This window comes from Streptomyces sp. NPDC093065, assembly GCF_044754585.1.
Taxonomy (GTDB): Bacteria; Actinomycetota; Actinomycetes; order Streptomycetales; family Streptomycetaceae; genus Streptomyces.
Genome location: NZ_JBIVPJ010000013.1, coordinates 205,972 through 231,888, shown reverse-complemented (window position 1 = coordinate 231,888; position 25,917 = coordinate 205,972). Strand labels below are relative to the sequence as shown.

Here is a 25,917-nt window from a genome sequence, read left to right as displayed (position 1 = left end):
ATCCGCCGCCGGGCCCGGCCCGCCGGGACCCTCAGAAGGGGAAGCCGCTGCGTCCGTGCTGCACGGAGATCCACTTCTGCGTGGTGAAGGCGTCCAGCATCGTGTCGCCGTTGAGGCGGCCGAGGCCGGAGTGCTTCTCGCCGCCGAAGGGCACGATCGGCTCGTCGTGCACGGTGCCGTCGTTCACGTGGAACATGCCGGTGTCGATCTGCTTGGCGAAGTTGACGCCGCGCTCGACGTCCCCGGTGTGCACGGCGCCGCTCAGCCCGTACGGGGTGTCGTTGACGAGACGCACGGCCTCCTCCTCGCCGTCGAAGGGGACGAGGAAGGCGACCGGCCCGAAGACCTCCTGCCTGAGCAGCGCGGAGTCGGCGGGCAGACCGGTCAGGACCGACGGCTCGACCAGGTTGTCCCTGACCGAGCCGCGCACCAGGGCGGTGGCGCCCTCGGCGAGGGCCTGCTCGACCACCCCGGAGACCGCGTCCGCCTGCGAGGAGTTGATCACCGGGCCGATGACGGTCGACGGGTCGCGCGGGTCCCCGACCTTGAGGGTCGCCACCTTGGCGACGAACTTCTCGGTGAACTCGTCGGCGACCGACCGGTCGACCAGCACCCGGTTGGCGGCCATGCAGACCTGGCCCTGGTGGACGTAGCGGCTGAAGACGGCGGCGTCGACCGCGTAGTCCACGTCGGCGTCGTCGAGGACCACCAGCGCGCTGTTGCCGCCCAGTTCGAGGACCGAGCGCTTGAAGTTCGCGGCGCAGACCGTGGCCACGTGGCGGCCGACCTTGTCGGAGCCGGTGAAGGAGATCACCTTCGGGACCGGGTGCTCGATGAAGGCGTCACCGATCTCCGCGATGTCGGTGACCACGACGTTGAGCAGGCCGCCCGGCAGCCCGGCGTCCTCAAGGATCTTCGCGACCAGCGTGCCGCCGACGATCGGCGTGTTCTGGTGCGGCTTGAGGACGACGCCGTTGCCCAGGGCGAGGGCGGGGGCGACCGACTTCAGGGAGAGCAGGAAGGGGAAGTTGAAGGGGCTGATGACGCCCACGACGCCGACCGGCACCCGGTAGACCCGGTTCTCCTTGCCGTCGACGGGCGAGGGGATGATCCGGCCCTCGGGGCGCAGCGCCAGGTGGACCGCCTCGCGCAGGAACTCCTTGGCGAGGTGCAGTTCGAAGGCGGCCTTGAGACGGGTGCCGCCCAGCTCGGCGACGATCGCCTCGCCGATCTCCTCCTCGCGCTCCTCCACCAGGCGCAGCGCCTTCTCGAACACCGCGCGGCGCGCGTACGGGTTCGTCGCGGCCCACTGCTTCTGCGCGCGCTCGGCGGCCCGGTAGGCGGCGTCGACCTCGTCGGCCGTGGCTATGGTGATCGAGGCCAGCTTCTCGTTGTCGTACGGATTGAAGTCGATGATGTCCCAGGAGCCGCTGCCCGGGCGCCACTCGCCGTCGATGTACTGCCGGGCGAGGTCGGTGAAGTACGACGACATGAGAACCCTCAATCCCCTCAACTGGCACAGCCGCCCCGAGCGAGCCGCCTGATTGCGCGTCATCGTACTTATGTTTCAGGAGAGTTGAAGGAGTCCCCGCAGAAGGTCCCGGCTCTCGTCGGGGCCCGGACTGTCCTGCTGGAGCTCCTTGAGCGCCGTCTCGTACTGGGTGACGTCCTCGCGCTTGTCCAGGTACAGCGCGCTGGTCAGCTGCTCGAGGTAGACGACGTCCGAGAGGTCGGACTCGGGGAAGCTGAGGAGCGTGAACGCACCACTCTCGCCGGAGTGCCCGCCGAAGCCGAACGGCATGATCTGAAGCCGCACATTGGGGCGTTCGGACATGTCGATCAGGTGCTGGAGCTGGCCGCGCATCACCTCGCGGTCGCCGTAGGGGCGGCGCAGGGCGGCCTCGTCGAGCACGATGTGGAACTCGGGGGCGTTCTCCGCGACCAGGTGCTTCTGGCGCTCCAGGCGCAGCGCGACCCGCCGCTCGACGTCCGCCTCGCCGGCGCCCTTCATGCCGCGCCGGACGACCGCGCGGGCGTACTCCGCGGTCTGCAGCAGCCCGTGCACGAACTGCACCTCGTAGACCCGGATCAGGGAGGCGGCGCCCTCCAGCCCCACGTAGGTGGGGAACCAGCTGGGCAGCACGTCCGAGTAACTGTGCCACCAGCCCGCGACGTTGGCCTCCTTGGCGAGGGAGAGCAACGAGTTGCGCTCCTGCTCGTCCGTGATGCCGTACAGCGTCAGCAGGTCCTCGACGTCCCTCGTCTTGAAGCTCACCCGGCCCAGCTCCATCCGGCTGATCTTCGATTCGGAGGCGCGGATCGAGTAGCCCGCCGCCTCCCGCGTGATCCCCCGCGTCTCACGCAGTCGCCTGAGTTGTGATCCGAGCAGCATGCGCCGCACCACCGATCCGGGCTCTCCCGCGCTCACGTTCGCCAGCCTCCCCAACCGTCTTCAGGGGCCGAAGTCTGCCACTAAAACACTCCGAGCAGTACTCGTCCGGTTACGGAAACGGAATCGAGCCAACGGAAACGTGCAGCATCGTGCACGGAGTGGGCCGGAACCAGCCGCCGCGGGAGGTGAAAGAGGGGCGAAGATGACGGAAAAATTGACCAACAAGCGGTACGGGCAGGTCCATTTCGGTCACGTGCACGTGCATCTGCCCTTGCATCTGCGGTACGCATCCGAAACCATGGTCCCGCACCACCGCGCCGCATCGCTACGACCGCGAATTCCCGGGAGTGCCTCGCATGGGGACGAATGGATCGACCATGCTCGAGCCGTTACGGCAGGGCCTTCCGCCACTCGACCCCGCGGCCGTTTCCAACGCCGCCTCCTGCGCCCTGCCGCCCCGTTACGAAGCGGTGCGCGAGGCCCGGAGGTTCACCCGCAGAACGCTCGACGGCTGGGACACGGGCGACCGCTTCGACGACGTCTGCCTGGTGGTCTCGGAACTCGTCACCAACGCCCTGCGGCACGCACTGCCCGCCGACACCCCGCGCCGCGACGAACAGCACGGCCCCGTACGGCTGCACCTGATGCGCTGGACCGAGCGGCTGGTGTGCGCGGTGCGCGACCCCAGTCACGACAGCCCGGTGGCCCGCGAGACGGACGACTTCTCGGCGGAGTCGGGCCGGGGCCTGTTCCTCGTCGACTCCTTCAGCGACAGCTGGGGCTGGCACCCGCTCGCCGGAACGCTCAACGGCAAGGTGGTCTGGGCGCTGTTCCGGCTGTAGGCAGTCCGGCGCCGGGCCGTTCCGCCGCGGGCCGGCTCACGGTCGGTTAGCGGTCGAACTCGTGGTCAGCTCGCGATCAGGTGGTCGAACTCGCCGTCCTTGACGCCCAGCAGCATGGCCTCGATCTCGGCGCGCGTGTAGACGAGCGCGGGGCCGTCGGGGAAGCGGGAGTTGCGCACCGCCACCGCGCCGTCGGGCAGGCGCGCGAACTCCACGCACGATCCCTGGGAGTTGCTGCGCCGGCTCTTCTGCCAGGCCGCGTCGCGCAACTGCGTGGCGGCCATGCCGTTGTACACGTCGTACACGTCGTGGTCCACAGGTCGCTCCCCGGTGTGCACTGGCTGATGTGGCCATTGATGCAGTGGTCAACTGATCCGGATCATAACCCTGTTCACGTGCAGATGCATGAGCAAATGCACGTGCACGCGCGGTGGTCCCGCGGTTACAGCTTTGACGACCGCTTTACCGAGCCCTGCTCTCTACGACGCAGGGCCACGGGAAGTCGTTCCCGCATGTGCCCCCGGATTCGAAGAATATGCAACAACATGCGACAACACCGGGGCCCAGTCGACACGAGCGGCCCCCGGTGTGGCCGGGTACGGGTCAGACCTCCAGGAGGGTGTCGAAGGCGGGCGGCAGCCGTTCCCAGGCGGCCTGCCCCGCGGCGTACTCGGCGTCGGTCAGCAGGCAGGACTCCAGCAGCCGTTCCAGTCCGTCGCGGTCCAGGCCGGGGGACGTGAAGACCAGGTGCTGGCACCGGTCGCCGTGCTCGGGGTGCCAGTCCAGCGCGGCGGCGGCGCGGCGCACCGGCGGCACCAGTTCCCAGGCCGCGTCGGGGAGCGCGGCGAGCCACGGCCCCGCGCTCTCCACGCACAGGGCACCGCCCGCGGCGTCCCAGTGCAGCAGCGTGTCCCCCTTGCCCGCGAGCCAGAACCGCCCCCGGCTGCGCGCCGCGGCGCAGGTCAGGTCCTCCAGCGCCGCGTACAGCCGCTCCGGATGGAAGGGGCGGCGGCGGTGCCAGACCAGGGTGGCGACGCCGTGCGCGTCGGCCTCGGCGGGCAGCAGGGCGCAGGCCGGGTGCTGCGCGGCGGCCGCGGCCTCCACGTCGAACCCGGCGAGGGCGGCCCGCGCCAGCTCCAGGGGCCGACCGGAAGGTGCGCCCGCCGGGTTCCCGTGGCCGATCGGGACCCGGCGGGCCGTCGGATGCAGCTGGGCGAGCAGCTCGCGGTCCTCGTCGTCGGCCTCCGGCGAGCCGGGGAGGGACTCGACGAGGGCGAGGACGGAGGCGTACTCCAGCTGACGCGCGAAGGTGTCGGCGACGGTGCGCTGATCGGTGGCCGCGGCGGCGAGCCCGCCCTCGGCGAGGTCGTCGCCGTTGCCGAGGTACGGCAGGACCAGCGCCGGGTCGACGGCGGTGATCACGCCGGAGACGGTGAAGCCGCCGGCCGTCACCACCTCCGCCATCGCCTTGGGCTCGACGGAGTCCCACAGCTCGACGACGGCCAGCGGGGTGCCCCCGGCCTCCGCGAGCCGGACCAGCTCGGGGACGAGGTCCTCGCGCAGGGCGCAGCACGCGCAGTCGTTGACGAGGGGCGCCTCGCCCGCGGAGAGGACGCCGGTGGCGTCCCGCACGGTCCGTACGACGGTGCCCGCGACGGCCGTCGCCAGGTCGTGGTGGAGGACGACGCTGCCGGGCACGTCGGCCAGCAGCCGCGCCACGGCCGCCCCGCGCGCGTCGGCGTGCAGTCCGCCGACGATCACCACCGGCAGTTCGTGGCGGCGCTCCGGCCGGCTCACGCCAGGCCCTCCTTCCCGTACCGGCGCTCGAAGCGCTCCACGCGTCCGGCGGCGTCCGGGACGCGGGCGGTGCCGGTGCGCTCCTCTCGGAAGTCGATGCGGGTGACGTAGGTGTAGCCGGTCCCGGCGGCGGGCCGGAGCTTGCCGACCGGACGGAGTTCGTTGCGTGCCATGCCACCACCTTACTGAAAATGACTTTCATTAACAGCCAGAACCGTCGTGCCCGGAGGAGAGGTACGTCACCGTGTCCGCCCATGCATGCCGGTCGACTCGACCGGCGTCGAGGCGGCGGTGGCGCGCGTCCGTGCCCGGGGCGTGAGGATCCGATGGCGAAGAGGAGCGAGATCGCGGAGAACGAGCAGCGGCGGGCGACCGTCGCGCGCCGCGCGGCACGCCGGGCCGAGTCGGAGGAGATCGCCCGCCGTCCCTCGTCGACGGAGGCCGAACGGCTCGCCGACCGTCGGGAACCGCGCAGGCAGCCGCGCGACGCGAGCCCCACACGGGTGCGCAACCGCGACCGGGTCGACGGACGTCCGCGCGGATGCTTCCGGGTCTTCGGGCCTCTCCCGGGTGAATCCGCGTGAGCGGGCGCACGCCGGACATCAGCCCGGGGTGCGCAAGTCCTCCTGGTAGCTTGCGGCTGTTCGGGGCCGAACCGGCCGTCCGGCTACAGCTTGGAGCTTCCGGTGACGTGGGTGACTGCGGAGAACACGGCGAGCACGGCGCACACTGCGCGAGCCACGGGTACGGCGAACGCGACGGGGGCGGGGACCGCGACGCTTGCGACTGCCCCGCCCGGCGGGCCCACCCGCCGTCGGGGGCGGCGCTCCGTGCGGGTCGCGGCGCTGGTCCTCGGGCTGGCCGGGGCGCTGGCCCTGACCGCGTGCACCGACGACGGGGACTCCGGCGGCGACGGCTCGGGCGGCGGCGACAGGTCCTCGGCGTCGCCCGGCGCGTCCGCGAGCACGGACCCGGGCGGCGACGCGGGCGGTTCACCGCCCGCCGGTGCCGCCGGCGCCCTGGAGGGCAGCTGGCTGGCGACGACCGACGGCCAGGCCGTCGCGCTGATGGTCACCGGTGACAAGGCGGCCCTCTTCGCCACCGGCGGAACCGTGTGCAGCGGTACGGCGGACGAAACCGACGGCACCCGGACGATCCGCCTGAAGTGCGCCGACGGGAGCGACGACCGGGCGGCCGGCAAGGTCGGTTCGGTCGACGCCACCTCGCTCACGGTGGCCTGGGAGGGCGACCTCGGTGAGGAGACGTACACCAAGTCCGAGGGCGGGTCCCTGCCGCCGGGCCTGCCGACGGCCGGCATCGGTTCCTGACGGCGAGTCCGCTCCGGCGCCCGGGCCTACTCCAGTGGCCGGCGGCGGCCGACCCGGGCTGCGTCGGCCGCGCGGGTGCCCTCCGTCCAGCCGGCCGCGTCGCCGGCGCCGCGCAGCCGGGTCGTGGTCGTCTCCGGGAACATGCGCTCCAAGCGGTCGGTGACCGCGACCTCCCGGGAGGCGAGGACCGGCAGGAGGTCCGCGTCCGCCGCCGCACCCGTGGCCGCTTCCGCCGCGGCGCGCAGCCGGGCGCCCGCGCGGTGGGCGTAGGCGGCGAGGAAGGACTGCCGGAAGGTCTTGGTCCGCCTGCGCCCGCCGGCCCGCTGGCCGGCCTCCGCCTTCGTCATCGCGCCCTCGGCCTGCACCAGCAGCGAGGTGTAGAGGAGTTCGACCGCCTCCAGGTCGGCCTCGAAACCGACGACGGTGGAGAAGCCGAGGTCCTCGTTCCACACGGCCCGGCAGTGGTTGGCGTCGGCCACCGCGTCCAGCAGCACCGCCTTGGCCTGCTCGTAGGGCGGCTCCACCCCGATCCGGCAGGCACCCGGCGCGTCGGGCGCGGGCGTGTGCGCCCGTGCGGCCAGCAGCGCCTCGTCCACGCTGTGCCGGGCCATCAGCTCCTGCGCCTTCGCGCTCAGCGCCTCCGCCTCGTCGGGATACCCGGTGGCCTCCGCCTTGGCGAGCAGCGCGCGGATGCGGGCGAGGGCGCGGGACTCCGGACGGCTCTCCCGGTCCCGGCGCGGCGCCCGGACGGCTTCCAGGGGCTCCAGCGCGGGCAGGCGCAGCAGCAGCCGGTACAGCTCCAGTACGGCGGTGGCGTGCGAGAAGCGGTCGGTGCGGGGCGGCGCCGTCCCGTCCGCGTCCGGCAGGCCGGCGAGCTGCGCGGCCCAGCGGGGTCCGCGCGCACGGTCGTGCGGCGCCTGGGCGCGGATCAGCTCGGCGACCAGTCGTACGTGCGCGTCGTCCAGTTCGCGGCGCACGATCCGTACCAGGTCGGCGGGCTGCCAGCCCCTGCGCCAGGCCGTGGCGACGAACTCCTGGCCGCGCCCGGCCAGTTCCGCGTCCGCCGCCGGATCGGCCGCGAGCAGGGAGGCGGCGGCGTCGAGGGCGTCGTCGGCGGTGTCGTACAGGGCGGTCTCGAAGGCACGGTCGACGGTGCGGGGCGTACTCACCCGGCGATGGTGCCACGGCCGCCGGGCCCGTCTCACTCCGCGGAATTCGGCCGGGCCCGCACCGGCCGGCGCCGACCATGACCCGCATGGTGGACGCAACTCTCTACATGGCGTTTCTGGTCGCCGCCCTCGCCCTGTGCGTCACCCCGGGCCCCGACATGATGTTCATCGTGGCGATGGGCGGGCGGGGCGGTCCCACGGCCGGTGTGATGGCCGCGTTCGGGGTGGCCTGCGCGATGCTCGTGCACGCGGTCGCCGCGGCCCTCGGGCTGTCGGCCCTCTTCACGACGCTGCCCACGCTGTACCACGTGCTGCGGTGGGCGGGCGCGGCCTATCTGCTGTATCTGGCGGTGAAGGCCTTCCGGGACCGGTCGGCGCCGGGCGGGGACGATGCGGCGCCGAGGACCGCGGGGATGCGGCGGGCCTTCTGGCAGGGCGCGATCACCAACCTGCTCAATCCCAAGGTGATCCTCTTCAACGTGGCGTTCCTGCCGCAGTTCGTCGATCCCTCGCTGGGGCATGTCCCGGGCCAGTTGCTGGTGCTCGGCGGAACGCTGGTGGTGATGGGTTTCCTGTGGGACGGATTCGTCGGGCTGCTCTCGGGACGGCTGGCGAGTCTCCTCGGGCGCAGCGCCCGGGTGAATCGCTGGCTCAACGTCGTCTCCGGGACGGTGTTCACGGGGGCTGGCGGTGCGTCTGGTGGTGGCGTCTCCGAAGTGACGTCGCCCTCTCCCACCGACCGTCAACCATCAGTTGACAGGCCGCGGGCCGCAACCTACGGTTGACACATGACGACGAACCCGAGCATCACGTCATCCGTACGCCTCGACGAACTCATCACCGCGATCAAGAAGGTGCATCCGGAACCCCTGGAACAGCTCCAGGACGCCGTCATCGCGGGCGAGCACCTCGGTGAGGTGGCCGACCATCTCATCGGTCACTTCGTGGACCAGGCCCGGCGTTCGGGCGCGTCCTGGACGGACATCGGCAAGAGCATGGGCGTCACCCGGCAGGCGGCGCAGAAGCGCTTCGTGCCCAAGGAGTCCGCCGACCTGGACGCGAGCCAGGGCTTCAGCCGTTACACGCCCCGCGCGCGCGAAGCCGTGATGGCCGCCCACAACGCGGCCAAGACCGGCGGCAACGCCGAGGGGCTGCCCGAGCACCTCGTCCTGGGCCTGCTCACGCAGAGCGAGAGCCTCTCCACCAAGGCGATCGCCGCCCAGGGCGTGACCCTCGACGCGGTCCGCGAGGCGGCACTCGCCGCCCTCCCGCCCGCCGGTTCCCAGGTCCCGGAACTGGTGCCCTACGGCCCCGCCGCCAAGAAGGTCCTCGAACTCACCTTCCGCGAGGCCCTGCGCCTGGGCCACAACTACATCGGCACCGAACACCTCCTGCTCGCCCTGCTGGAGCACGAGGACGGCGAGGGCGTGCTCAGCGGGCTCGGCCTCACCAAGGAGGCCGCCGAGCGCTACGTCACCGACGCGCTGGCGCAGTTCATCAAGGTGACCGAGAAGGGCGGGGAGGACGGACCGGAGGGCGGGGAGGCCTGAAGGCCCTCGCCGCGAGGCCGATGTCAGACCCGCCTGCGACACTCACGACATGGCCGAGAGGTGGGCGCTCGCGGTGGCCGAGGGCGGTGGCGTGGACGTCGCGCCCCTCGGCCGCGACGGGCTGCCCGCCGGTCCGGTGCGGCGCGAGGCCGGTCTCGCCGAGGCCGTGCGGAGCAGGCCGGACGTCACCCGCTGGGTGTGGCGGTCCACCGCCGAGATCGCACCGCACCTGCTCGCCGCGGGGGTGCGAGTGGAGCGGTGCTACGACGTGGAGGCCGCCGAGACCCTCCTGCTCGGCCACGAGGGGCGGTACGGGGAGCCGCGCTCGGCCGCGGCCGCCCTGGCCCGGCTGCGCGGCGACCCCGTACCGCCCGACCCGCCGCAGCGGTCCGCCGAACCCGGCGCGCAGTCCCCGCTCTTCGAACCCCAGGCCGTCCACCTCCCCCTCACCGACCTGCTCGACGTCTACGCCGGGCAGCAGCACCGCCACGACCGCGCGGCGCACCCCGACCGGATGCGGCTGCTGACGGCGGCCGAGTCGGCGGGGATGCTGGTGGCCGCCGAGATGAACCGCGCGGGGCTGCCCTGGCGGGCCGACGTGCACCGCGAGGTGCTGCACGACCTGCTCGGCGAGCGGTATGCGGGCGGGGGCGAGCCGCGCCGCCTGGCCGAGCTGGCGGACGAGGTGTCCGCCGCCTTCGGCCGCCGGGTGCGGCCCGACCTGCCGGCGGACGTGGTCAAGGCGTTCGGGCAGGCGGGCGTGAAGGTCGGCTCCACCCGCCGCTGGGAGCTGGAAACGCTGGACCACCCGGCCGTGAAACCGCTGATCGAGTACAAGAAGCTGTACCGGATCTGGGTCGCCCACGGCTGGTCCTGGCTCCAGGACTGGGTGCGCGACGGACGCTTCCGTCCCGAGTTCCTGGCCGGCGGCACGGTGACCGGCCGCTGGGTCACCAACGGCGGGGGCGGGCTGCAGATCCCCAAGGTGATCCGCCGCGCCGTCGTCGCCGACCCCGGCTGGCGGCTGGTCGTCGCCGACGCCGACCAGATGGAGCCGCGGGTGCTGGCCGCGATCTCCCGCGACCCCGGTCTGATGGAGGTGGCCGGCCGGGAGACCGACCTCTACCAGTCCGTCTCCGAGCGCGCCTTCTCCGGCGACCGCGCCCAGGCCAAGCTCGCCGTGCTCGGCGCGGTGTACGGCCAGACCTCCGGCGACGGCCTGAAGAACCTGGCCGCGCTCCGGCGCCGCTTCCCCCACGCGGTGGCGTACGTCGACGACGCGGCTCGCGCGGGCGTGGAGGGCCGGCTGGTGCGCACCTGGCTGGGCCGCACCTGCCCGCCCGCGGCCGGCGCGGCCGACGGCGCCGAGGAGGCGGGCCTTCCGCAGGACGACCCCTCCGACCCCGGGAGCCGCCCCCAGGAGTGGGTGCCGGGCTACGCGTCCACCAACGCCCGCGCACGCGGCCGCTTCGCCCGCAACTTCGTCGTCCAGGGCAGCGCCGCCGACTGGGCCCTGCTGCTCCTCGCCGCGCTGCGCCGGACCTGCGCGGACCTGGCGGCCGAGCTGGTCTTCTTCCAGCACGACGAGGTGATCGTGCACTGTCCCGAGGAGGAGGCCGACACGGTCGTCGCGGCCATCCGGGACGCGGCGGAACTGGCGGGGCGGCTGACGTTCGGGGCGACGCCGGTGCGGTTTCCGTTCACGACGGCGGTGGTGGAGTGCTATGGGGACGCGAAGTGAGGGGGTGCGGCATGATGCGGAAGCGACCGGCGTGCGGCTCACTCACTCAGTGCTTTCGGTACATGTCCAGCTCTCTCCAGGAATCCTCCGTCTCCTCGGCCACGGGAAGAGGCTGCCGCCAGGCGGTGGACTCGTCGATGTCCGGTGCCGAACGCCGCAGCCGTTCCGCCGTGGCCTGCGCGTCGCCCCGGACCGAGACGGCCAGGAGTCCGAAGGGAGCCGTGGGCCGCAGTTCAACGCACACCACGGGCCTGCCGGGCCGCAGAACCACGAAGTCCTGTCCGCCGACGTGGCCCCGCGTGCCGGCGCTCAGCACGTCGGGCATCCAGACGCCGTGCAGAGCCACTCCGCGCAGGACACGCCACCAGTCGGATTCGACCGTCACCCGGCGTACAGCCGTCAGCGGCACGCGCACACTTCCGCGGTGCGCGGCGGCTTTCTCCCGCCAGGACAGGCGCACGACGAGGTCGTCGTCCTTCACGAGGAACCGCGCCACGTCCGCTCCCTCCCTTCCAGCCCCCGGAACCGGGGTGGTGACACAGGGACGCTGCTCGCCGCGCTCGCACACCTCCGCGAGCACGACCGGACCAAGTGGCCGGTCGTCGCCGTACCTTTCCGCGGTCGCCGGGTACCCGGCCATACGCCGCACGACCCGTACGTCCGGTGGCACATGTCTACGGTGTGCCGTTCGCCGAGCAGCAGCTCATGCAGGCACTGCCCACCGCCGAGTTCCACCATGCGCCCGCTACAGTCCGTGGGCATCCCGGGCAGCGGCACTCCCCATTCGGCAGTGCGGGGCGGTTGCCGGGTCAGCCTCCGCCGTCACTGAGGTCGCCCGTGTCCGCCGGGGTGCCGGCGCCTCCGGGGCACCGCTGCTCCTCGCGGGCGAGGGCTGCGATCGTTCCTCCGGCGAGTACGGTGCGGCGGCGGCCGTCGGATAGGTGGTGGCGGACCTGGTAGGTCTCGTCCTTGGTGGTGTTGTGCAGCCGCAGGCGGGGTTCGGCTCCGGGGGCGAGTGCGGCGTGCAGGTTCTCGAGCCGTAGCCGGTCGCCGGCGTCAACGCGGTCGTAGTCGGCCGCCTGATCGAACTCGAGCGGCAGAACACCGAAGTTGGCCAGGTTCTGCCAGTGGATACGGGCTTAGGACTTGGCGATCACGGCGCACAGACCCAGGTGACGCGGAGTGATGGCGGCATGCTCGCGGGAGGAGCCCTGGCCGTAGTTCTCCCCGCCGACGACGAAGTGCCGACCCGGCCCGCTGTCGTCGGCCAGTTCGGCGGCGCGCTGCGGGTAGTCCGGGTCGAGCCGGGTGAAGGTGAACTCGGCGAGCCTGGGGATGTTCGAACGGTACGGCAGTGCCTTCGCGCCGGCCGGGGAGATCTCGTCGGTGGAGACGTTGTCTCCACATTTGAGCAGGACCGGGCCCGCCAGCAGGTTGGGCAGCGGGTCGAAATCGGGGAAGGCGGAGATGTTGGGGCCTCGTTCGAGCTCGATGCGCGCGGCCTGCTCGGGCGGCAGCGGGGGTTCGAGCATTGACCGGTTGACCGACGCGTGCTCGGGCAGGCGAAGCCGCGGATACGACACGCCCTCGCGGGCCGCCCAGTCTCGGGGATCGGTGATCTCGCCGGTGAGTGCGGAGACGGCGGCGGTCTCCGGGGAGCACAGCCACACCGCGTCGTCCTCGGTGCCGGAGCGGCCGGGGAAGTTGCGCGGGAAGGTGCGCAAGCTGTTGCGGCCGGCCGCCGGAGCCTGACCCATACCGATGCAGCCCAGGCAGCCGGCCTGGTGGATACGGGCCCCGGCGGTGATCAGGTCGAAGGTCGAGCCGGTCCTGGTCAGATCGGCGAGGATTTCGCGGGAGGTGGGGTTGATGTCGAAGCTGACAGCGGGATGGGTCTGACGGCGGGTGACAATGGCGGCAGCGATGGCGAAGTCGCGCAGTCCCGGGTTGGCGGAGGAGCCGATGACGGCCTGCCCGATGGGTTCTCCCGCCACCGTGCGCACCGGCACGACGTTGCCCGGCGAGGTGGGACGGGCGATGAGCGGCTCGAGCGTGGCAAGGTCGATCTCGTCGATGCGGTCGTAGACGGCGTCCGGCTCGGCGGCCAGTTCACGAAAGTCGGCTTCGCGGTCCTCGGCGAGCAGGAAGGCGCGCACTGCGGCATCGGAGGGGAAGACGGAGGTGGTCGCGCCGAGCTCGGCACCCATGTTGGCGATGACGTGCCTGTCCATGGCCGTCAACCCCTCAAGTCCCGGGCCGTGGTACTCCAGGATCCGGTTGACCGCTCCCTTGACGCCGTGCCGTCGCAGCAGCTCCAGCACCACGTCCTTGGCGCTCACCCACTCAGGCAGTCTGCCGGTCAGGTGGATACCCAGATCTCCGGCATGGTCACGTGCAGCGGCCGTCCGGCCATCGCGAGCGCGACCTCCAGGCCGCCGGTGCCCAGGGCGAGCATGCCGAGCGACCCCGCGGCACAGGTATGCGAGTCGGACCCGGCCAACGTCCTGCCGGGGACACCGAAGTACTGCATGTGGCTGGGGTGCGAGACGCCGTTGCCCGGCTTGGAGTACCAGATGCCGAAGCGACGGCACGCGGAGCGCAGGAAGGCGTGGTCCTCGGCGTTGCGCTCGTCCGCCTGGAGCAGGTTGTGGTCGACGTACTGAACGCTGATCTCGGTACGGACCCGGTCCAGGCCGAGGGCGTCGAGTTCCTGCATCACCAGCGTGCCGGTGGCGTCCTGGGTGAGGGTCTGGTCGATCCGCAGTCCGATCTCACGGCCCGGCTCCATCCTCCCGTCGACGAGATGGTCGGCGATGAGCCGGTGCGCCAGCGCGCCATGTGAGAGGGTCACAAGGCCCAGACTGCGCGCTCCGCCCCGAAGCAGCAAGCCGGCGCACACTGCCGGCAGGCCGGGTGGGGAGGGGCCCTCTCGGATGCCGCAGCACACCTGCTCGCCCCACTCGCATTCGCCCCCGGTACATCGGGCCGAACGATCGACGGCACGCCCACACCACCGCGTTGTACGGACGAGGAAGGGCGGCCCCTTGTGCTCACACACGGGATTCCCGGCCCACGGCTGCCACACGCCCCCGGAACACAAAAAGCCAGGCCACGAGATACGTGACCTGGTCTTTGCCGGAGCCGCCTTCGGGATTCGAACCCGAGACCTACGCATTACGAGTGCGTTGCTCTGGCCATCTGAGCTAAGGCGGCGCGCTGGGCACCCATGGTGCGATCAGCAACGTCGGTAAGTCTACACAGTTTCCCGGGGTGCTTCGTACCCGCCCCGGAGGCCGTGCTCCGGGGCGGGTGGGGTCGGCGGGGCGGGGGCTACGCGCAGCGCTTGCCGTCCTTCGGGGCCGTGCCGCTCAGCAGGTACGTGTTGATCGCCGAGTCGATGCAGGCGCTGCCGCGGCCGTAGGCGGTGTGGCCGTCGCCCTCGTAGGTGAGGAGGCGGCCGGAGGAGAGCTGGTCGGCCAGGGCCTGGGCCCAGCGGTACGGGGTGGCCGGGTCGCGGGTGGTGCCGACCACGACGATCGGGGTGGCGCCGGCGGCCTCGATGCGGTGCGGCTCACCCGTGGGCTTGACCGGCCAGTACGCGCAGTTCAGGGAGGACCAGGCGAGGCCCTCGCCGAAGACCGGGGATGCCTTCTCGAACTCGGGGAGGGCCTCGCGCACCTCGTCCGGGGAGGAGAAGGCGGCGGGGAGGTCGAGGCAGTTCACGGCGGAGTTGGCGAACATCAGGTTGCTGTAGCCGCCGTCGGCCTCGCGCTCGTAGTAGCTGTCGGAGAGGATCAGCAGCCCGGCGCCGTCCTTCTCCTTCATCGCCGAGGTCAGCGACTCGCGCAGTTGCTGCCAGGCGCCCTCGTCGTACATCGCCGCGATCACACCGGTGGTGGCGAGGGACTCGGTGAGCTTGCGGCCGTCGGCGTCCCCGGCGGGGATCGGTTTGGCGTCCAGGTCGTCGAAGAAGGCCTTCAGGTTCTTGCCGACCTGGTCAGGAGTGGTGTCCTTGTCGCCGAGGGGGCAGTCGGACCGCTTCACGCAGTCCTTCGCGAAGGACTGGAACGCCGTCTCGAAGCCCTCCGTCTGCTCCAGGTTCAGGCGGCGTGCGGGCAGGGAGGGGTCCATCGCGCCGTCCAGGACCAGGCGGCCCGTCCGGTCCGGGAACAGGCCGGCGTAGGTCGCGCCCAGGAACGTGCCGTACGAGGCTCCGACGTAGGTCAGTTTCTCGTCGCCCAGCACCGCGCGCAGGACGTCCATGTCGCGCGCCGCCTCGACCGTCGAGACGTGACGCAGCAGCTTCGGCGCGTCCGCTCCGCAGCCCTCGGCGAACTCCTTGTAGGCGTCGACCAGCTCGTCCGTCTCGCCCGCGTCGTCCGGCGTGACGTCGGTCTGCGTGAACGCGTCCATCTCGCGCCCGTCGAGGCACTCCACGGGCTCGCTGCGGGCCACGCCCCTGGGGTCGACCGCGACCATGTCGTACTGGGCGCGGACCTTGGCCGGGTAGCCGATGCCCGCGTACTGCTGGAGGTAGCCGATCGCCGAGCCGCCCGGGCCGCCCGGATTGACCAGCAGCGAGCCGAGGCGCTTGCCGGGCCCCGTTGCCTTCTTGCGGGCCACCGCCAGCCGCACGTCGCCCTCGGCCGGCTTCGCGTAGTCGAGCGGGGCCTTCATGGTGGCGCACTGGAAGCCGGGGACGCCGCAGTCGCGCCAGCCGAGCTTCTGCTCGTAGTACGGAGACAGCTCGGAGGGCGTGGCCTCCGGCAGCGCGGTCAGCGTCGCCGTCGCCGCCTCCGTCGAGCCGGCCGCCTCCGCCGCGGGGGAACCGGCGGACGTCGACGCGCCCCCGGCCGAGCAGGCGGTGGCGAGCAGCGCGGCGGCGAGCAGCGCGGCTCGGAAACGGGTGCTGCCAGTGCGGGTCCTGCGGTGAGTGCGCCTTGTGTGCATCCGTCGAGCGTAACGCTCCGCGACCATGCGATCGCGGTACGTGGTTCGCGTGCCTCGTACGGGTTACGGCGTCAACCGGGCGGGCCGCCCGCCGCGGGAGCGCCCGCTCAGCCCGCTCTGAGGGCCATCGTCATCGCCTCCACCGCAAGCAGCGGGGGCACATTGCGGTCGAGGGCCTCACCGCAGGCCCCGATCGCCTCGATGCGGCGCAGTGTGGACTCGGGGGTGCTGCCGCGGGCGAGCCGCTCCAGGGCGTCCTCCGCGTCGGCGTTGGCGATCGCCACGCGGGAGCCGAGCTGGAGGGCGAGGACGTCCCGGTAGAAGCCGGTGAGCTCGCTCAGGGCCAGGTCGAGGCTGTTGCGCTGGGTGCGCGCCTTGCGGCGTTTCTGGTCGGCCTCCAGCTCCTTGATCACGCCTGCCGTGCCGCGGGGCAGCCGGCCGCCCTGGGCCGCGCCCAGCGCCGCCTTCAGTTCCTCGGTCTCCTTGGTGTCCATCTCCTCGGCGAGCTGCTTGGCGTCCTCCGCCGCGGCGTCGACCAGCTCCTGGGCCGCCTTGAGGGCCCCGCCGATGTCGTCGACCCGCAGCGGCAGCTTCAGCACGGCCGCCCGGCGCGCCCGGGCGGCCTGGTCCGTGGCCAGGCGGCGGGCGCGGTCGATGTGGCCCTGGGTGGCGCGGGCCGCCGCGGCGGCGACGTCCGGTTCGATGCCCTCGCGCCGCACGAGCATGTCGGCGACGGCCTGGACCGACGGGGTGCGCAGGTTCAGGTGGCGGCAGCGGGAGCGGATGGTGGGCAGGACGTCCTCGACGGAGGGGGCGCACAGCAGCCAGACGGTGCGCGGGGCCGGTTCCTCCACGGCCTTCAGGACCGCGTTGGCCGACTTCTCGTTCAGCCGCTCGGCCTCCTCGACGAGGATGACCTGCCAGCGGCCGTTCGCCGGTGAGGTGAACGACTTGCGGACGGTGTCCCGCATGTCCTTGGCACGGATCTCGGCGCCCATGGCGACCACCGTGCTGACGTCCGCGTGGGTGCCGACCAGCGCCGTGTGGCAGCCGTCGCAGAAGCCGCAGCCGGGGACGCCGCCGAGGGCGCGGTCGGGGCTGACGCACTGCAGCGCGGCGGCGAAGGCCCGCGCCGTCTGTGTCACGCCGGAGCCGGGCGGGCCCGTGAACAGCCAGGCGTGCGTCATGCTCGTCGACTGCGGGAGCGGGCCGTCGGCCGCGGCGGCGCTGACGAAGGCATCGGCATCCCGGGCAGCGGCGGCGAGCGGCTCGCACACCTTCTCCTGCCCGACGAGGTCGTCCCACACGGTCATGGGGTCACGCCGTCCTTCCGTCACACCGAACCGACCGCACTGAGCCGGTCACACCGAGCCGCCGCGCCGATCCGCGCCGCGCCCTCCATTGTGCGGGGTGGCACCGACAACGCGGCGGGACGCCCGGGGCGCGGGGCCCCGGGCGTCCCGGTACTCAGGTGCGCTCACGTCTTCCAGTCCCGAGGTCCTCGGGCCCCGGGGGTTCTCAGATCCCGAGGATCCTCAGGTTCCGAGGGTCCTCAGCGTCGGCCCCGGCCCTTGCCTCGGCCTCGACGGCCGCCCTCGTCGCGTCCGTCACCGCCGCCGTCGTCGTCCCGTCGGCCGCTCTCGTCCGCGTCGTGCGGTCCGAGCAGTTCGTCCGCCAGCGTCGGCAGGTCGTCCAGCGGGGTCTCCTCGGCCCAGTCGGAGCGGCGCCTGCGCGACGGCGGTGCCTGGTCGGGGTCGATCTGGGGCAGCTCGCGCGTACGGTCCCGGGCTTCCTCGGCAGGGCTCTCCTCGCGGAAGTAGCCCGGCGGGACCCGGTCGGCGGGGTCGTCCCCGCGTACGGGCGGCAGCACCGCCGTCTCGTCGGCGGCTCCCGGCGTCACGGGCGGCAGTACCGCCGTCTCGTCGATGTCCCGCGGGTCCACCGCCGGCAGCACCGTCGTCTCGTCCGCCACGCCGGACGGCACCGGCAGCTCGGTCGTCACCTCGGACTCCGACTCGCCGGGCGCCCGGCCGCCGTCGTCGCGCCCGCGCCGGGCGTCCGTGCCGTCCTCGGCGTCGTCGGCACGGTCGTCGTCCCCCGCGTCCCGGACCGGCCGCAGGACCGCCGTGTCCTCCACCGGACCGCCGGAGGCGTTGGTCGGGGTCACGACCGGGGTCGGCACGGTCACTGCGTCCGAGGGCGCCGAGGCGGCCGGCTTCGGGCGGGGCGCGTCCGCCGCCGCGGGGGCCGCCGACCTGGGACCGGCCGCCGCCGCTGCCGCCGCCTGCTCCGCCGCCCGGCGTGCCTCCTCGGCCCGCAGCAGGGCCTCTTCCGCCTTGCGCTGCTTCTCCAGGCGCCGCGCCTCGGCCTCGGCGCGCAGCCGCTCCTCCTCCTCGGCCTGCTTGCGGCGCCGCTCCTCCTCGGCCCGCAGCCGCGCCTCCTCCTCGGCGCGCGCCTTCTCCTCCGCCAGGAGCCGGGCCTGCTCCTCCTCGGCCTTCCGGCGCGCTTCCTCGGCCCGCCGCCTGGCCTCCTCGGCCTGCCGCTCGGCCTCGCGCCGCTGCGCCTCCTCCAGCTCGCGCCGCTTGCGCTCCTCCTCCTCGGCGCGCACCCGAGCCTCTTCCTCAAGGCGCTCGCGCTCCAGGCGCTCCTCCTCCGCCTTGCGCGCGGCCTCTTCCTCGGCCTTGCGGCGGGCCTCCTCCTCGGCCTTGCGGCGCGCCTCCTCCTGGGCCTTGATCTCGGCCTCGGACAGCGGCAGCACCTGGTCGAGCCGGTGGCGCACGACGGTGGTGACGGCCTCGGGCTCCTGGCCGGCGTCGACGACGAGGTAGCGCCCGGGGTCGGCGGCGGCGAGGGTGAGGAAACCGGAGCGCACGCGCGCGTGGAACTCGGCGGGCTCCGACTCCAGCCGGTCCGGCGCCTCGGTGAAGCGCTCGCGCGCGGCCTCCGGCGCCACGTCCAGCAGGACGGTCAGGTGCGGTACGAGCCCGTTGGTGGCCCAGCGGTTGATGCGGGCGATCTCGGTCGGCGACAGGTCGCGCCCCGCGCCCTGGTAGGCGACCGAGGAGTCGATGTAACGGTCGGAGACGACCACGGCGCCCCGCTCCAGGGCGGGCCGGACCACGGTGTCGACGTGCTCCGCGCGGTCGGCGGCGTACAGCAGGGCCTCCGCGCGGTGCGACAGTCCGGCGCTGGAGACGTCCAGCAGGATGGAGCGCAGGCGCTTGCCGACCGGCGTGGCGCCCGGCTCGCGGGTGAGCACGACCTCGTGTCCCTTGCCGCGGATCCACTCGGCGAGGGCCTCTGCCTGGGTGGACTTGCCGGCGCCGTCGCCGCCCTCCAGGGCGATGAAGAAACCGTTCGTTGCGGGGCTCGGCACCGGGTCGTCGCCGCCGAGCAGCGCGTCCCGAAGGTCGTGGCGCAGCGGTACGCCGGAGCGGTCGTCGACCTTGGCCAGCACCAGCGCGGCGAGCGGCAGCAGCAGGGCGCCGAGCAGCATCAGGAGGAACGCGGCACCGCCGTGGGCGAAGACGAACTTGCCGTTCTCCAGCCGGTGCGGTCCGATCGCCGCGGCCAGCACGGGCCCGACGACCGCGCCGAGCGCCACGTAGACCCGGACGACGGCGTGCAGGTGCTCGGTGGTCCGTGCCCGGCGGTGGTCCTCGGTCTCCTGGTCGAGCAGCGCGTGCCCGGTGTTCGCGGCCACGCCCGCGCCGACACCGGCCAGCGCGAGGAGCAGCAGCACGGTGGTGTCGTCCGGGACGAGTCCGGCGGCCAGCAGGGCGATGCCGGCGAAGGCGATCGCCAGGGCGAGCAGCCGGCGACGGGACAGGGACGGCAGCAGGGCGGGGGCGGTGCGGATGCCGACGACGACGCCGCCGGTCAGCGCGCCCACCGTCAGCCCGTACAGCACGGGGCCGCCGCCCAGGTCCTTGGCGTGCAGCACGGCCACGGCGACCGTGGCGGCCACCACCGCGGCGACCGCGGCGCAGGCGAACACCAGCAGGGGCAGCACGCCGGTGCGGCCCTTGTCGACGCCGCCGTCGCTCTTGGGACGGCGCATGCCCTCAAGCGGCGACCGCGCGCGGGGGGTGCGCACGGCGGGCAGCTCCAGGAAGGTCACCACGGACAGGGACGCGGCGAACAGTCCGGCCGCCACGTACGAGCCGAGCGCCGCCTGGTGCTCGGCGAACCAGTCGATGCCGGCGCCCAGGAGGTTGTTCAGGAGCCCGGCGACGACCAGGACGGCGGCCGCCAGCGGGACCGCGACGAAGCTCGTGCGCAGCGACAGGCGGCGCAGCGCGTCCATGTGGTCCGGCAGCGGCCGTACCGTGGCGCCCTCCAGGGGCGGGGCGGGCAGCAGCGCGGGGGCCGCGCTCTCCCGGCACACCGTCCAGAAGCGCTCGGCGACGCCGGTGACGAAGACGGTCACCAGGAGGACGGCGAGTGCGTTGCCGGGCGTCCAGTCGATCCACAGCGGCGCGACGATCAGCAGCGCGGCCCGCAGCCCGTCGGCGCCGACCAGGGTCCAGCGCCGGTCGAGCGGACCGTCCTGCGAGGTGAGCGAGGTCAGCGGTCCGAGCAGGACGGCGCCGAAGAGCAGCGTCGCCAGGATCCGGACGCCGAAAACGGTCGCCACTGCGAACGCCACGCCCCGGTAGCCCCCGCCGAAGGAGCCCGAGCCGATCGCGGCCTGGACGGCGAGGAGGACCAGCACCAGGAGGGCGAGGATGTCGCCGACACCCCCCACGAGCTGTGCGCTCCACAAACGCCTCAGCTGCGGACGGCGCAGCAGGGCGCGGACGGCGCGCTCGCGGGAGTCCGCGACGAGTGCGTCGTCCGGGGCGGGGTGAGGGGCCGTTGGCTGCTCGGCTCGCGTCATGCGTTCAGCCTATAGGTCGCCGCCGACAGTCCGGCGTGCCCGGCCGGACGTACGCACGCCCCGACACCGAATCGATGCCGGGGCGTTCGTTTCGCGAAGATCGCGTGAAGCGGTTGAGCGGGTGGGGCGCTCGGCCGTGCCGGGGTTTCTGAGCCGGGCTCAGTCCTGCGACGTCTTCGACGCGGTCGCCTTCTTGGCGGCCGTGCCGGCGGTCGTCTTCGCGGCCGTCTTCTTCGCCGTGCTCTTGGCGGCGGTCTTCTTGGCCGCGGTGGTCTTCGCGGCGGCCGTCTTCTTGGTCGCGGCCGCCTTCTTGGCCGGGGCCTTCTTGGCGGCCGTCTTCTTCGCGGCCTTCTTCGCCGTCTTCTTGGCGGGCCCCTTGGCGCGCTTCTCGGCGAGCAGCTCGTAGCCCCGCTCGGGCGTGATCTCCTCGACGCTGTCGCCGGAGCGCAGCGTCGCGTTGGTCTCGCCGTCGGTGACGTACGGGCCGAAGCGACCGTCCTTGACCACGACGGGCTTCTCGCTGACCGGGTCGGTGCCCAGCTCCTTCAGCGGCGGCTTGGCGGCGGCCCGGCCACGCTGCTTGGGCTGGGCGTAGATCGCCAGCGCCTCCTCCAGCGTGATGCCGAAGAGCTGCTCCTCGGTCTGCAGCGACCGCGAGTCCGTGCCCTTCTTCAGGTACGGGCCGTAGCGGCCGTTCTGCGCGGTGATCTCGACGCCCTCCGCGTCGGTGCCGACGACACGGGGCAGCGACATGAGCCTGAGGGCGTCGTCGAGGGTCACCGTGTCCAGCGACATCGACTTGAACAGCGAGGCGGTGCGCGGCTTCACGGCGTTCTTGCCGGTCTTCGGGGTGCCCTCGGGGAGCACCTCGGTGACGTAGGGGCCGTAGCGGCCGTCCTTGGCGACGATGGCGTGGCCGGTGGCCGGGTCGGTGCCCAGCTCGAAGTCGCCGCTCGGCTTGGCGAGCAGTTCCTCGGCCAGCTCCACGGACAGCTCGTCCGGGGCCAGGTCCTCGGGGACGTCGGCGCGCTGGTGGTTCTCGGAGTCCTTCTCGCCGCGCTCGACGTAGGGGCCATAGCGCCCGACGCGCAGCACGATGTCGTTGCCGACGGGGAAGGACGACACCTCTCGGGCGTCGATCGCGCCGAGGTCGGTCACCAGCTCCTTGAGGCCGCCGAGGTGGTCCCCGTCGCCGTTGCCCGCGTCGGCCGCGGCGCCGCCGCCCGTGCCGTCGCCCTCGCCGAAGTAGAAACGCCGCAGCCACGGCACCGACTGGGCCTCGCCGCGGGCGATGGCGTCGAGGTCGTCCTCCATCTTGGCGGTGAAGTCGTAGTCGACGAGCCGCCCGAAGTGCTTCTCCAGGAGGTTGACCACGGCGAAGGAGAGGAAGGACGGGACGAGTGCCGTGCCCTTCTTGAAGACGTAGCCGCGGTCCAGGATGGTGCCGATGATCGACGCGTACGTCGACGGGCGGCCGATCTCGCGCTCTTCCAGCTCCTTGACCAGCGACGCCTCGGTGTAGCGGGCCGGGGGCTTGGTGGCGTGGCCGTCGACCGTGATCTCCTCGGCCGTCAGCGCGTCGCCCTCGGCGACCTGCGGCAGGCGGCGCTCACGGTCGTCCAGCTCGGCGTTCGGGTCGTCGGCGCCCTCGACGTAGGCCTTGAGGAAGCCGTGGAAGGTGATGGTCTTGCCGGAGGCGCTGAACTCGACGTCCCGGCCGTCCGACGCGGCGCCGCCGATCTTCACGGTGACGCTGTTGCCGGTCGCGTCCTTCATCTGGGAGGCGACGGTCCGCTTCCAGATCAGCTCGTACAGCTTGAACTGGTCGCCGGTCAGACCGGTCTCGGCGGGCGTGCGGAAGCGGTCGCCGGACGGGCGGATCGCCTCGTGCGCCTCCTGCGCGTTCTTGACCTTGCCGGCGTAGGTGCGCGGCTGGGGCGGCAGGTAGTCGGCGCCGTACAGCTGCGTCACCTGGGCGCGGGCGGCGGTGACCGCCGTGTCGCTCAGGGTCGTGGAGTCCGTACGCATGTAGGTGATGTAGCCGTTCTCGTACAGCTTCTGGGCGACCTGCATGGTCGACTTCGCGCCGAAGCCGAGCTTGCGCGAGGCCTCCTGCTGCAGCGTCGTCGTACGGAACGGGGCGTACGGCGAGCGGCGGTACGGCTTGGACTCGACGGAGCGGACGGCGAAGCGGGTGTTCTCCAGCGCGGCGGCGAGCGCGCGGGCGTTCGCCTCGTCGAGGTGGAGAATGTTCGCGCTCTTGAGCTGCCCCAGGGAGTCGAAGTCGCGGCCCTGCGCGACACGCCGTCCGTCGACCGTCTGGAGGCGGGCGACCAGCGACGACGGGTCCGACGCGTCTCCCGCGCGGCCGGTCGCGAAGGTGCCGGTGAGGTCCCAGTACTCGGCGGAGCGGAACGCCATGCGCTCGCGTTCCCGCTCGACGACGAGCCGGGTGGCGACGGACTGGACACGGCCGGCCGACAGGCGCGGCATGACCTTCTTCCACAGGACCGGCGAGACCTCGTAGCCGTAGAGGCGGTCGAGGATGCGGCGGGTCTCCTGGGCGTCGACGAGCTTCTGGTTCAGCTCGCGCGGGTTGGCGACGGCGGCGCGGATCGCGTCCTTGGTGATCTCGTGGAACACCATGCGCTTGACCGGGATCTTCGGCTTGAGGACTTCCTGCAGGTGCCAGGCGATGGCCTCGCCCTCGCGGTCCTCATCGGTGGCGAGGAAGAGTTCGTCGGAGTCCTTCAGCAGGTCCTTGAGCTTCTTGACCTGGGACTTCTTGTCGGCGTTGACCACGTAGATGGGCTGGAAGTCGTGTTCGACGTCCACACCGAGGCGGCGGACCTCGCCGGTGTACTTCTCCGGCACCTCCGCCGCGCCGCTGGGAAGGTCGCGAATGTGCCCGACGCTCGCCTCGACGACGTAGCCAGGGCCGAGATAGCCCTTGATCGTCTTCGCCTTGGCAGGCGACTCGACGATGACGAGTCGGCGGCCGCCCTTCGCGGTCTCGCTGGTCGGGGACAACTTCGCTCTTCTCTCCGGTCGACGCTGGGCCTCCCCAGGGCGTGGTCCCGGGTCGGGTCGTTCTGTGTTTCGATCGTGACGCTGCGGAGTGTGACGGTACCTCCCGCCCCCGTGTCAAACGGGAAAAGCCCACAACGGCCACTCGAACGGTAACCCGACGAACCGTGTTCCTGCCGCCCGGAGTGCTCACCCGCCCCGGCCCTCGCATCCGGAGCGCGATCCCCCGGTTACCCGGGCGGCGCTGCGGCCCGGGCCCGCGCCCGGTGTCTCACACCCGCGTCAGGCACCACGCCCCGAGGCCCAGCGCGATCACCGCGGCGACGCTCGCGACGGTCGCCGATGCGACCGGGCTCACACCGAGCGCGACGGGCCGGCCGTGCCGGACCCGTGTCGTGGTCCACGCCAGCAGACCGGCCCCGAACAGGGCGAACACCAATCCCGTGAAGATCGCCGGCCCGCTCTCCATGGTCCCCTTGCCCCTTTTCCTCAGCCCGCGCGTGTCCAGCCTCCGGGAGGCTGTCACGCGCGGGCGGCGGGCAGGCGAACCCGAGGTGAACGGGGAGCCGACGCCGACGGGGCCGGGGCGTGTCGCCGCCCCGGGGCCGGCTCGCCGTACGCGGTCGGGGCGGCATCGCGGGCGGCCGGGGAAAAGAAATGGGTGCGCGCACCCACCTCCGGCAAAGGCGCCCTTCTACGCCGGTTCGAGGAAGCCCTGCTCCACCAGCAGGCGGATCTGCGCGGGCGTGCGGTCGCGCAGGGCGACCGGGTCCTCGCCCACCAGCTGGGCGATGGCGTCCAGGATGCGGCCCGCGCTCATCGTGCCGTCGCAGACGCCCGCGAAACCGGCGCCGACCGTGTCGACTCGCGTCGCCCGGCGCATGCCGCGGTTCTGGCGCAGGACGACGTGCTCCGGGTCCTCGGCGCCCGGCAGTCCGACCTGCTCCTGGACGACCTCGCCGGCCAGCGTGAAGTGCGCCTCCAGCAGGGCCGCGTCGTCATGGGAGCGCAGGTAGTCGACGCGGTCGAAGTGGGCGCGCACGGTCTCGCCGAGCGGCTGCTCGACGGGGTGCGGCCACTCCTCGGCGACGACCGAGGGTTCGGCGGCCGCGGTCCTGCGCAGTGTGATCCAGCCGAAGCCGACGGCCTTGACCTTGCGCGCCTCGAACTCGTCCAGCCACGCGTCGTACCGCGCCTGGTACTCGGCCGGGTCACCGCGGTGGTCGCCCGCGTCGCGCAGCCACAGCTCGGCGTACTGGGTGACGTCCTGCACCTCGCGCTGCACGATCCAGGCGTCGCAGCCGCGCGGAACCCAGGAGCGCAGCCGGTCGGTCCACTCCTCCCCCTCCACGTGCTGCCAGTTGGCGAGGAAGTGCGCGAACCCGCCCTCGTTCAGGCGCTCCCCCGTCTGCTGAACGAGCGAGCGGCACAGATCGTCCCCGCCCATCCCGCCGTCGCGGTAGGTGAGTCGGGCACCCGGCGAGATCACGAACGGCGGGTTGGAGACGACGAGGTCGTACGTCTCGTCGTCGGCGACCGGCTCGTAGAGGGAGCCCTCGCGCAGGTCGGCGGCCGGGGCTCCGGACAGGGCGAGGGTGAGGGCGGTGATGTGCAGCGCGCGCGGGTTGACGTCGGTGGCGGTCACGCGCGTGGCGTGCGCGGCGGCGTGCAGCGCCTGGATGCCCGAGCCGGTGCCCAGGTCGAGGGCGGCGGAGACGGGCGTGCGGACGGTGAGGCCCGCCAGGGTCGTGGAGGCGCCGCCGACACCGAGGACGACACCCTCGGCGTGGTTGCCGATGCCGCCGGCGCCGCCGACCGCGCAGCCCAGGTCGGAGACGACGAACCAGTCCTCGCCGCCGGGCCCGCCGTAGGGCCGCACGTCCACGGTGGCCGCCACCTCGTCGTCGCCCGCGCCCTCGAGCCATCCGCTCTCCAGGCAGGCGTCGACCGGCAGCACGTCCGCCACGCGCGCGCGGGGCACGGGTTGCTGGAGCAGGAACAGCCGGACGAGCAGTTCGAGCGGCGTGTCGCCGCGGGTCGCCCGGAGCGCGGGGACGGTCTCGCTGCGCGACAGCGCCGCGTAGGCGGGCGCGCCGAGCAGCTCCAGCAGTCCGTCGGCGGTGAAGGACGCCCCGAGCAGGGCGTCCCGCAGCCGGACGGTGACGTCGGGGCGGTCGGCGGAGGGCAGGGGGGACAGGCTGGCGTTACTCACACCTCCATTGTGGCCCGGCGGCCCGCGCCC

18 protein-coding genes, 1 tRNA gene and 3 pseudogenes are annotated in these 25,917 nt (G+C 72.8%); 6 read left to right on the top strand and 16 right to left on the bottom strand.

Going from position 1 to position 25,917, the window contains the following annotated elements; translation table 11 throughout:
• Positions 1–31: 31 nt before the first annotated feature.
• Positions 32–1,492, bottom strand: a complete 1,461-nt coding sequence (locus tag ACIQFU_RS23430; RefSeq protein WP_402554102.1) for an aldehyde dehydrogenase family protein — start codon at positions 1,490–1,492, stop codon at positions 32–34.
• 75 nt (positions 1,493–1,567) lie between these two features.
• A complete protein-coding gene (locus tag ACIQFU_RS23425; protein WP_402554112.1) occupies positions 1,568–2,392 on the bottom strand; it encodes a helix-turn-helix domain-containing protein in 825 nt (274 codons plus the stop codon).
• Between the two features lie 377 nt (positions 2,393–2,769).
• On the opposite strand from ACIQFU_RS23425, the gene ACIQFU_RS23420 reads away from it, so the two are divergent.
• The gene (locus ACIQFU_RS23420; protein WP_402554101.1) at positions 2,770–3,234 is read left to right on the top strand and encodes an ATP-binding protein; all 465 of its coding nucleotides are present in this window, start codon (positions 2,770–2,772) and stop codon (positions 3,232–3,234) included.
• A gap of 65 nt (positions 3,235–3,299) precedes the next feature.
• Here ACIQFU_RS23420 and ACIQFU_RS23415 read toward each other — a convergent pair whose 3' ends face one another.
• From ACIQFU_RS23415 to ACIQFU_RS23405, 3 genes are all read right to left on the bottom strand, one after another.
• The gene (locus ACIQFU_RS23415; protein WP_402554100.1) at positions 3,300–3,551 is read right to left on the bottom strand and encodes a DUF397 domain-containing protein; all 252 of its coding nucleotides are present in this window, start codon (positions 3,549–3,551) and stop codon (positions 3,300–3,302) included.
• A gap of 286 nt (positions 3,552–3,837) precedes the next feature.
• Positions 3,838–5,031 (bottom strand): CobW family GTP-binding protein, encoded by a 1,194-nt coding sequence (locus ACIQFU_RS23410; RefSeq protein ID WP_402554099.1) that lies wholly within the window; start codon positions 5,029–5,031, stop codon positions 3,838–3,840.
• A complete protein-coding gene (locus tag ACIQFU_RS23405; protein ID WP_402554098.1) occupies positions 5,028–5,204 on the bottom strand; it encodes a 50S ribosomal protein L33 in 177 nt (58 codons plus the stop codon). Before ACIQFU_RS23405 ends, ACIQFU_RS23410 begins: the two co-directional genes overlap by 4 nt.
• Positions 5,205–5,357: 153 nt before the next feature.
• On the opposite strand from ACIQFU_RS23405, the pseudogene rpsN reads away from it, so the two are divergent.
• A pseudogene (rpsN, locus tag ACIQFU_RS23400) lies at positions 5,358–5,664 on the top strand (30S ribosomal protein S14).
• A gap of 197 nt (positions 5,665–5,861) precedes the next feature.
• On the top strand, positions 5,862–6,359 hold the full coding sequence (locus ACIQFU_RS23395; protein ID WP_402554097.1) for a hypothetical protein: 498 nt from the start codon (positions 5,862–5,864) through the stop codon (positions 6,357–6,359).
• Between the two features lie 26 nt (positions 6,360–6,385).
• Here ACIQFU_RS23395 and ACIQFU_RS23390 read toward each other — a convergent pair whose 3' ends face one another.
• Positions 6,386–7,528, bottom strand: a complete 1,143-nt coding sequence (locus ACIQFU_RS23390) for a DUF2786 domain-containing protein (RefSeq protein ID WP_402554096.1) — start codon at positions 7,526–7,528, stop codon at positions 6,386–6,388.
• Positions 7,529–7,614: 86 nt separating this feature from the next.
• Between ACIQFU_RS23390 and ACIQFU_RS23385 the strand changes: the two are divergent.
• The 3 genes and pseudogenes from ACIQFU_RS23385 (at position 7,615) to ACIQFU_RS23375 (ending at position 10,819) form a co-directional block, all read left to right on the top strand.
• Positions 7,615–8,248 (top strand): annotated as a pseudogene (locus tag ACIQFU_RS23385) (LysE family translocator).
• A gap of 68 nt (positions 8,249–8,316) precedes the next feature.
• Positions 8,317–9,078, top strand: a complete 762-nt coding sequence (locus ACIQFU_RS23380) for a Clp protease N-terminal domain-containing protein (protein WP_402554095.1) — start codon at positions 8,317–8,319, stop codon at positions 9,076–9,078.
• Positions 9,079–9,127: 49 nt separating this feature from the next.
• Positions 9,128–10,819 (top strand): bifunctional 3'-5' exonuclease/DNA polymerase, encoded by a 1,692-nt coding sequence (locus tag ACIQFU_RS23375; RefSeq protein WP_402554094.1) that lies wholly within the window; start codon positions 9,128–9,130, stop codon positions 10,817–10,819.
• Between the two features lie 46 nt (positions 10,820–10,865).
• On the opposite strand, the gene ACIQFU_RS23370 is transcribed toward ACIQFU_RS23375, so the two are convergent.
• The 10 genes and pseudogenes from ACIQFU_RS23370 to ACIQFU_RS23325 all read right to left on the bottom strand — a co-directional run bounded on the left by ACIQFU_RS23370 (position 10,866) and on the right by ACIQFU_RS23325 (position 25,887).
• A complete protein-coding gene (locus tag ACIQFU_RS23370) occupies positions 10,866–11,315 on the bottom strand; it encodes a hypothetical protein (RefSeq protein ID WP_402554093.1) in 450 nt (149 codons plus the stop codon).
• A 643-nt stretch (positions 11,316–11,958) separates the two neighbouring features.
• Positions 11,959–12,351, bottom strand: coding sequence for a hypothetical protein (locus tag ACIQFU_RS23365; RefSeq protein WP_402554111.1), 393 nt, complete (start codon positions 12,349–12,351; stop codon positions 11,959–11,961).
• Between the two features lie 150 nt (positions 12,352–12,501).
• Positions 12,502–13,607 (bottom strand): annotated as a pseudogene (locus ACIQFU_RS23360) (aconitase family protein); the annotation flags it as partial.
• Positions 13,608–13,958: 351 nt separating this feature from the next.
• Positions 13,959–14,032, bottom strand: a tRNA-Thr gene (locus ACIQFU_RS23355).
• 117 nt (positions 14,033–14,149) lie between these two features.
• Positions 14,150–15,769, bottom strand: coding sequence for an alpha/beta hydrolase (locus ACIQFU_RS23350; protein WP_402554091.1), 1,620 nt, complete (start codon positions 15,767–15,769; stop codon positions 14,150–14,152).
• Between the two features lie 107 nt (positions 15,770–15,876).
• Complete coding sequence (locus ACIQFU_RS23345) at positions 15,877–17,082, bottom strand: DNA polymerase III subunit delta' (RefSeq protein ID WP_402554090.1); 1,206 nt, start codon at positions 17,080–17,082, stop codon at positions 15,877–15,879.
• A gap of 239 nt (positions 17,083–17,321) precedes the next feature.
• Positions 17,322–20,648 (bottom strand): dTMP kinase, encoded by a 3,327-nt coding sequence (tmk, locus tag ACIQFU_RS23340; protein ID WP_402554088.1) that lies wholly within the window; start codon positions 20,646–20,648, stop codon positions 17,322–17,324.
• A gap of 159 nt (positions 20,649–20,807) precedes the next feature.
• Positions 20,808–23,678 (bottom strand): type I DNA topoisomerase, encoded by a 2,871-nt coding sequence (gene topA / locus ACIQFU_RS23335; RefSeq protein WP_402554087.1) that lies wholly within the window; start codon positions 23,676–23,678, stop codon positions 20,808–20,810.
• 268 nt (positions 23,679–23,946) lie between these two features.
• Positions 23,947–24,144, bottom strand: coding sequence for a hypothetical protein (locus tag ACIQFU_RS23330; protein WP_402554085.1), 198 nt, complete (start codon positions 24,142–24,144; stop codon positions 23,947–23,949).
• A gap of 225 nt (positions 24,145–24,369) precedes the next feature.
• Positions 24,370–25,887 carry a methyltransferase gene (locus ACIQFU_RS23325; RefSeq protein WP_402554083.1) on the bottom strand — a complete coding sequence of 506 codons (1,518 nt, stop codon included), beginning with the start codon at positions 25,885–25,887 and terminating at the stop codon, positions 24,370–24,372.
• Positions 25,888–25,917 lie beyond the last annotated feature (30 nt).

Excerpts from the sequence above, each read along its gene's own strand:
- ACIQFU_RS23350 (WP_402554091.1), bottom strand. The coding sequence starts at position 15,769 with ATGCACACAAGGCGCACTCACCGCAGGACCCGCACTGGCAGCACCCGT.
- ACIQFU_RS23380 (WP_402554095.1), top strand. The coding sequence starts at position 8,317 with ATGACGACGAACCCGAGCATCACGTCATCCGTACGCCTCGACGAACTC.
- ACIQFU_RS23420 (WP_402554101.1), top strand. The coding sequence starts at position 2,770 with ATGCTCGAGCCGTTACGGCAGGGCCTTCCGCCACTCGACCCCGCGGCC.
- ACIQFU_RS23405 (WP_402554098.1), bottom strand. The coding sequence starts at position 5,204 with ATGGCACGCAACGAACTCCGTCCGGTCGGCAAGCTCCGGCCCGCCGCC.
- ACIQFU_RS23345 (WP_402554090.1), bottom strand. The coding sequence starts at position 17,082 with ATGACCGTGTGGGACGACCTCGTCGGGCAGGAGAAGGTGTGCGAGCCG.
- ACIQFU_RS23365 (WP_402554111.1), bottom strand. The coding sequence starts at position 12,351 with ATGCTCGAACCCCCGCTGCCGCCCGAGCAGGCCGCGCGCATCGAGCTC.
- ACIQFU_RS23330 (WP_402554085.1), bottom strand. The coding sequence starts at position 24,144 with ATGGAGAGCGGGCCGGCGATCTTCACGGGATTGGTGTTCGCCCTGTTC.
- ACIQFU_RS23375 (WP_402554094.1), top strand. The coding sequence starts at position 9,128 with ATGGCCGAGAGGTGGGCGCTCGCGGTGGCCGAGGGCGGTGGCGTGGAC.
- ACIQFU_RS23425 (WP_402554112.1), bottom strand. The coding sequence starts at position 2,392 with ATGCTGCTCGGATCACAACTCAGGCGACTGCGTGAGACGCGGGGGATC.
- ACIQFU_RS23430 (WP_402554102.1), bottom strand. The coding sequence starts at position 1,492 with ATGTCGTCGTACTTCACCGACCTCGCCCGGCAGTACATCGACGGCGAG.
- tmk (WP_402554088.1), bottom strand. The coding sequence starts at position 20,648 with ATGACGCGAGCCGAGCAGCCAACGGCCCCTCACCCCGCCCCGGACGAC.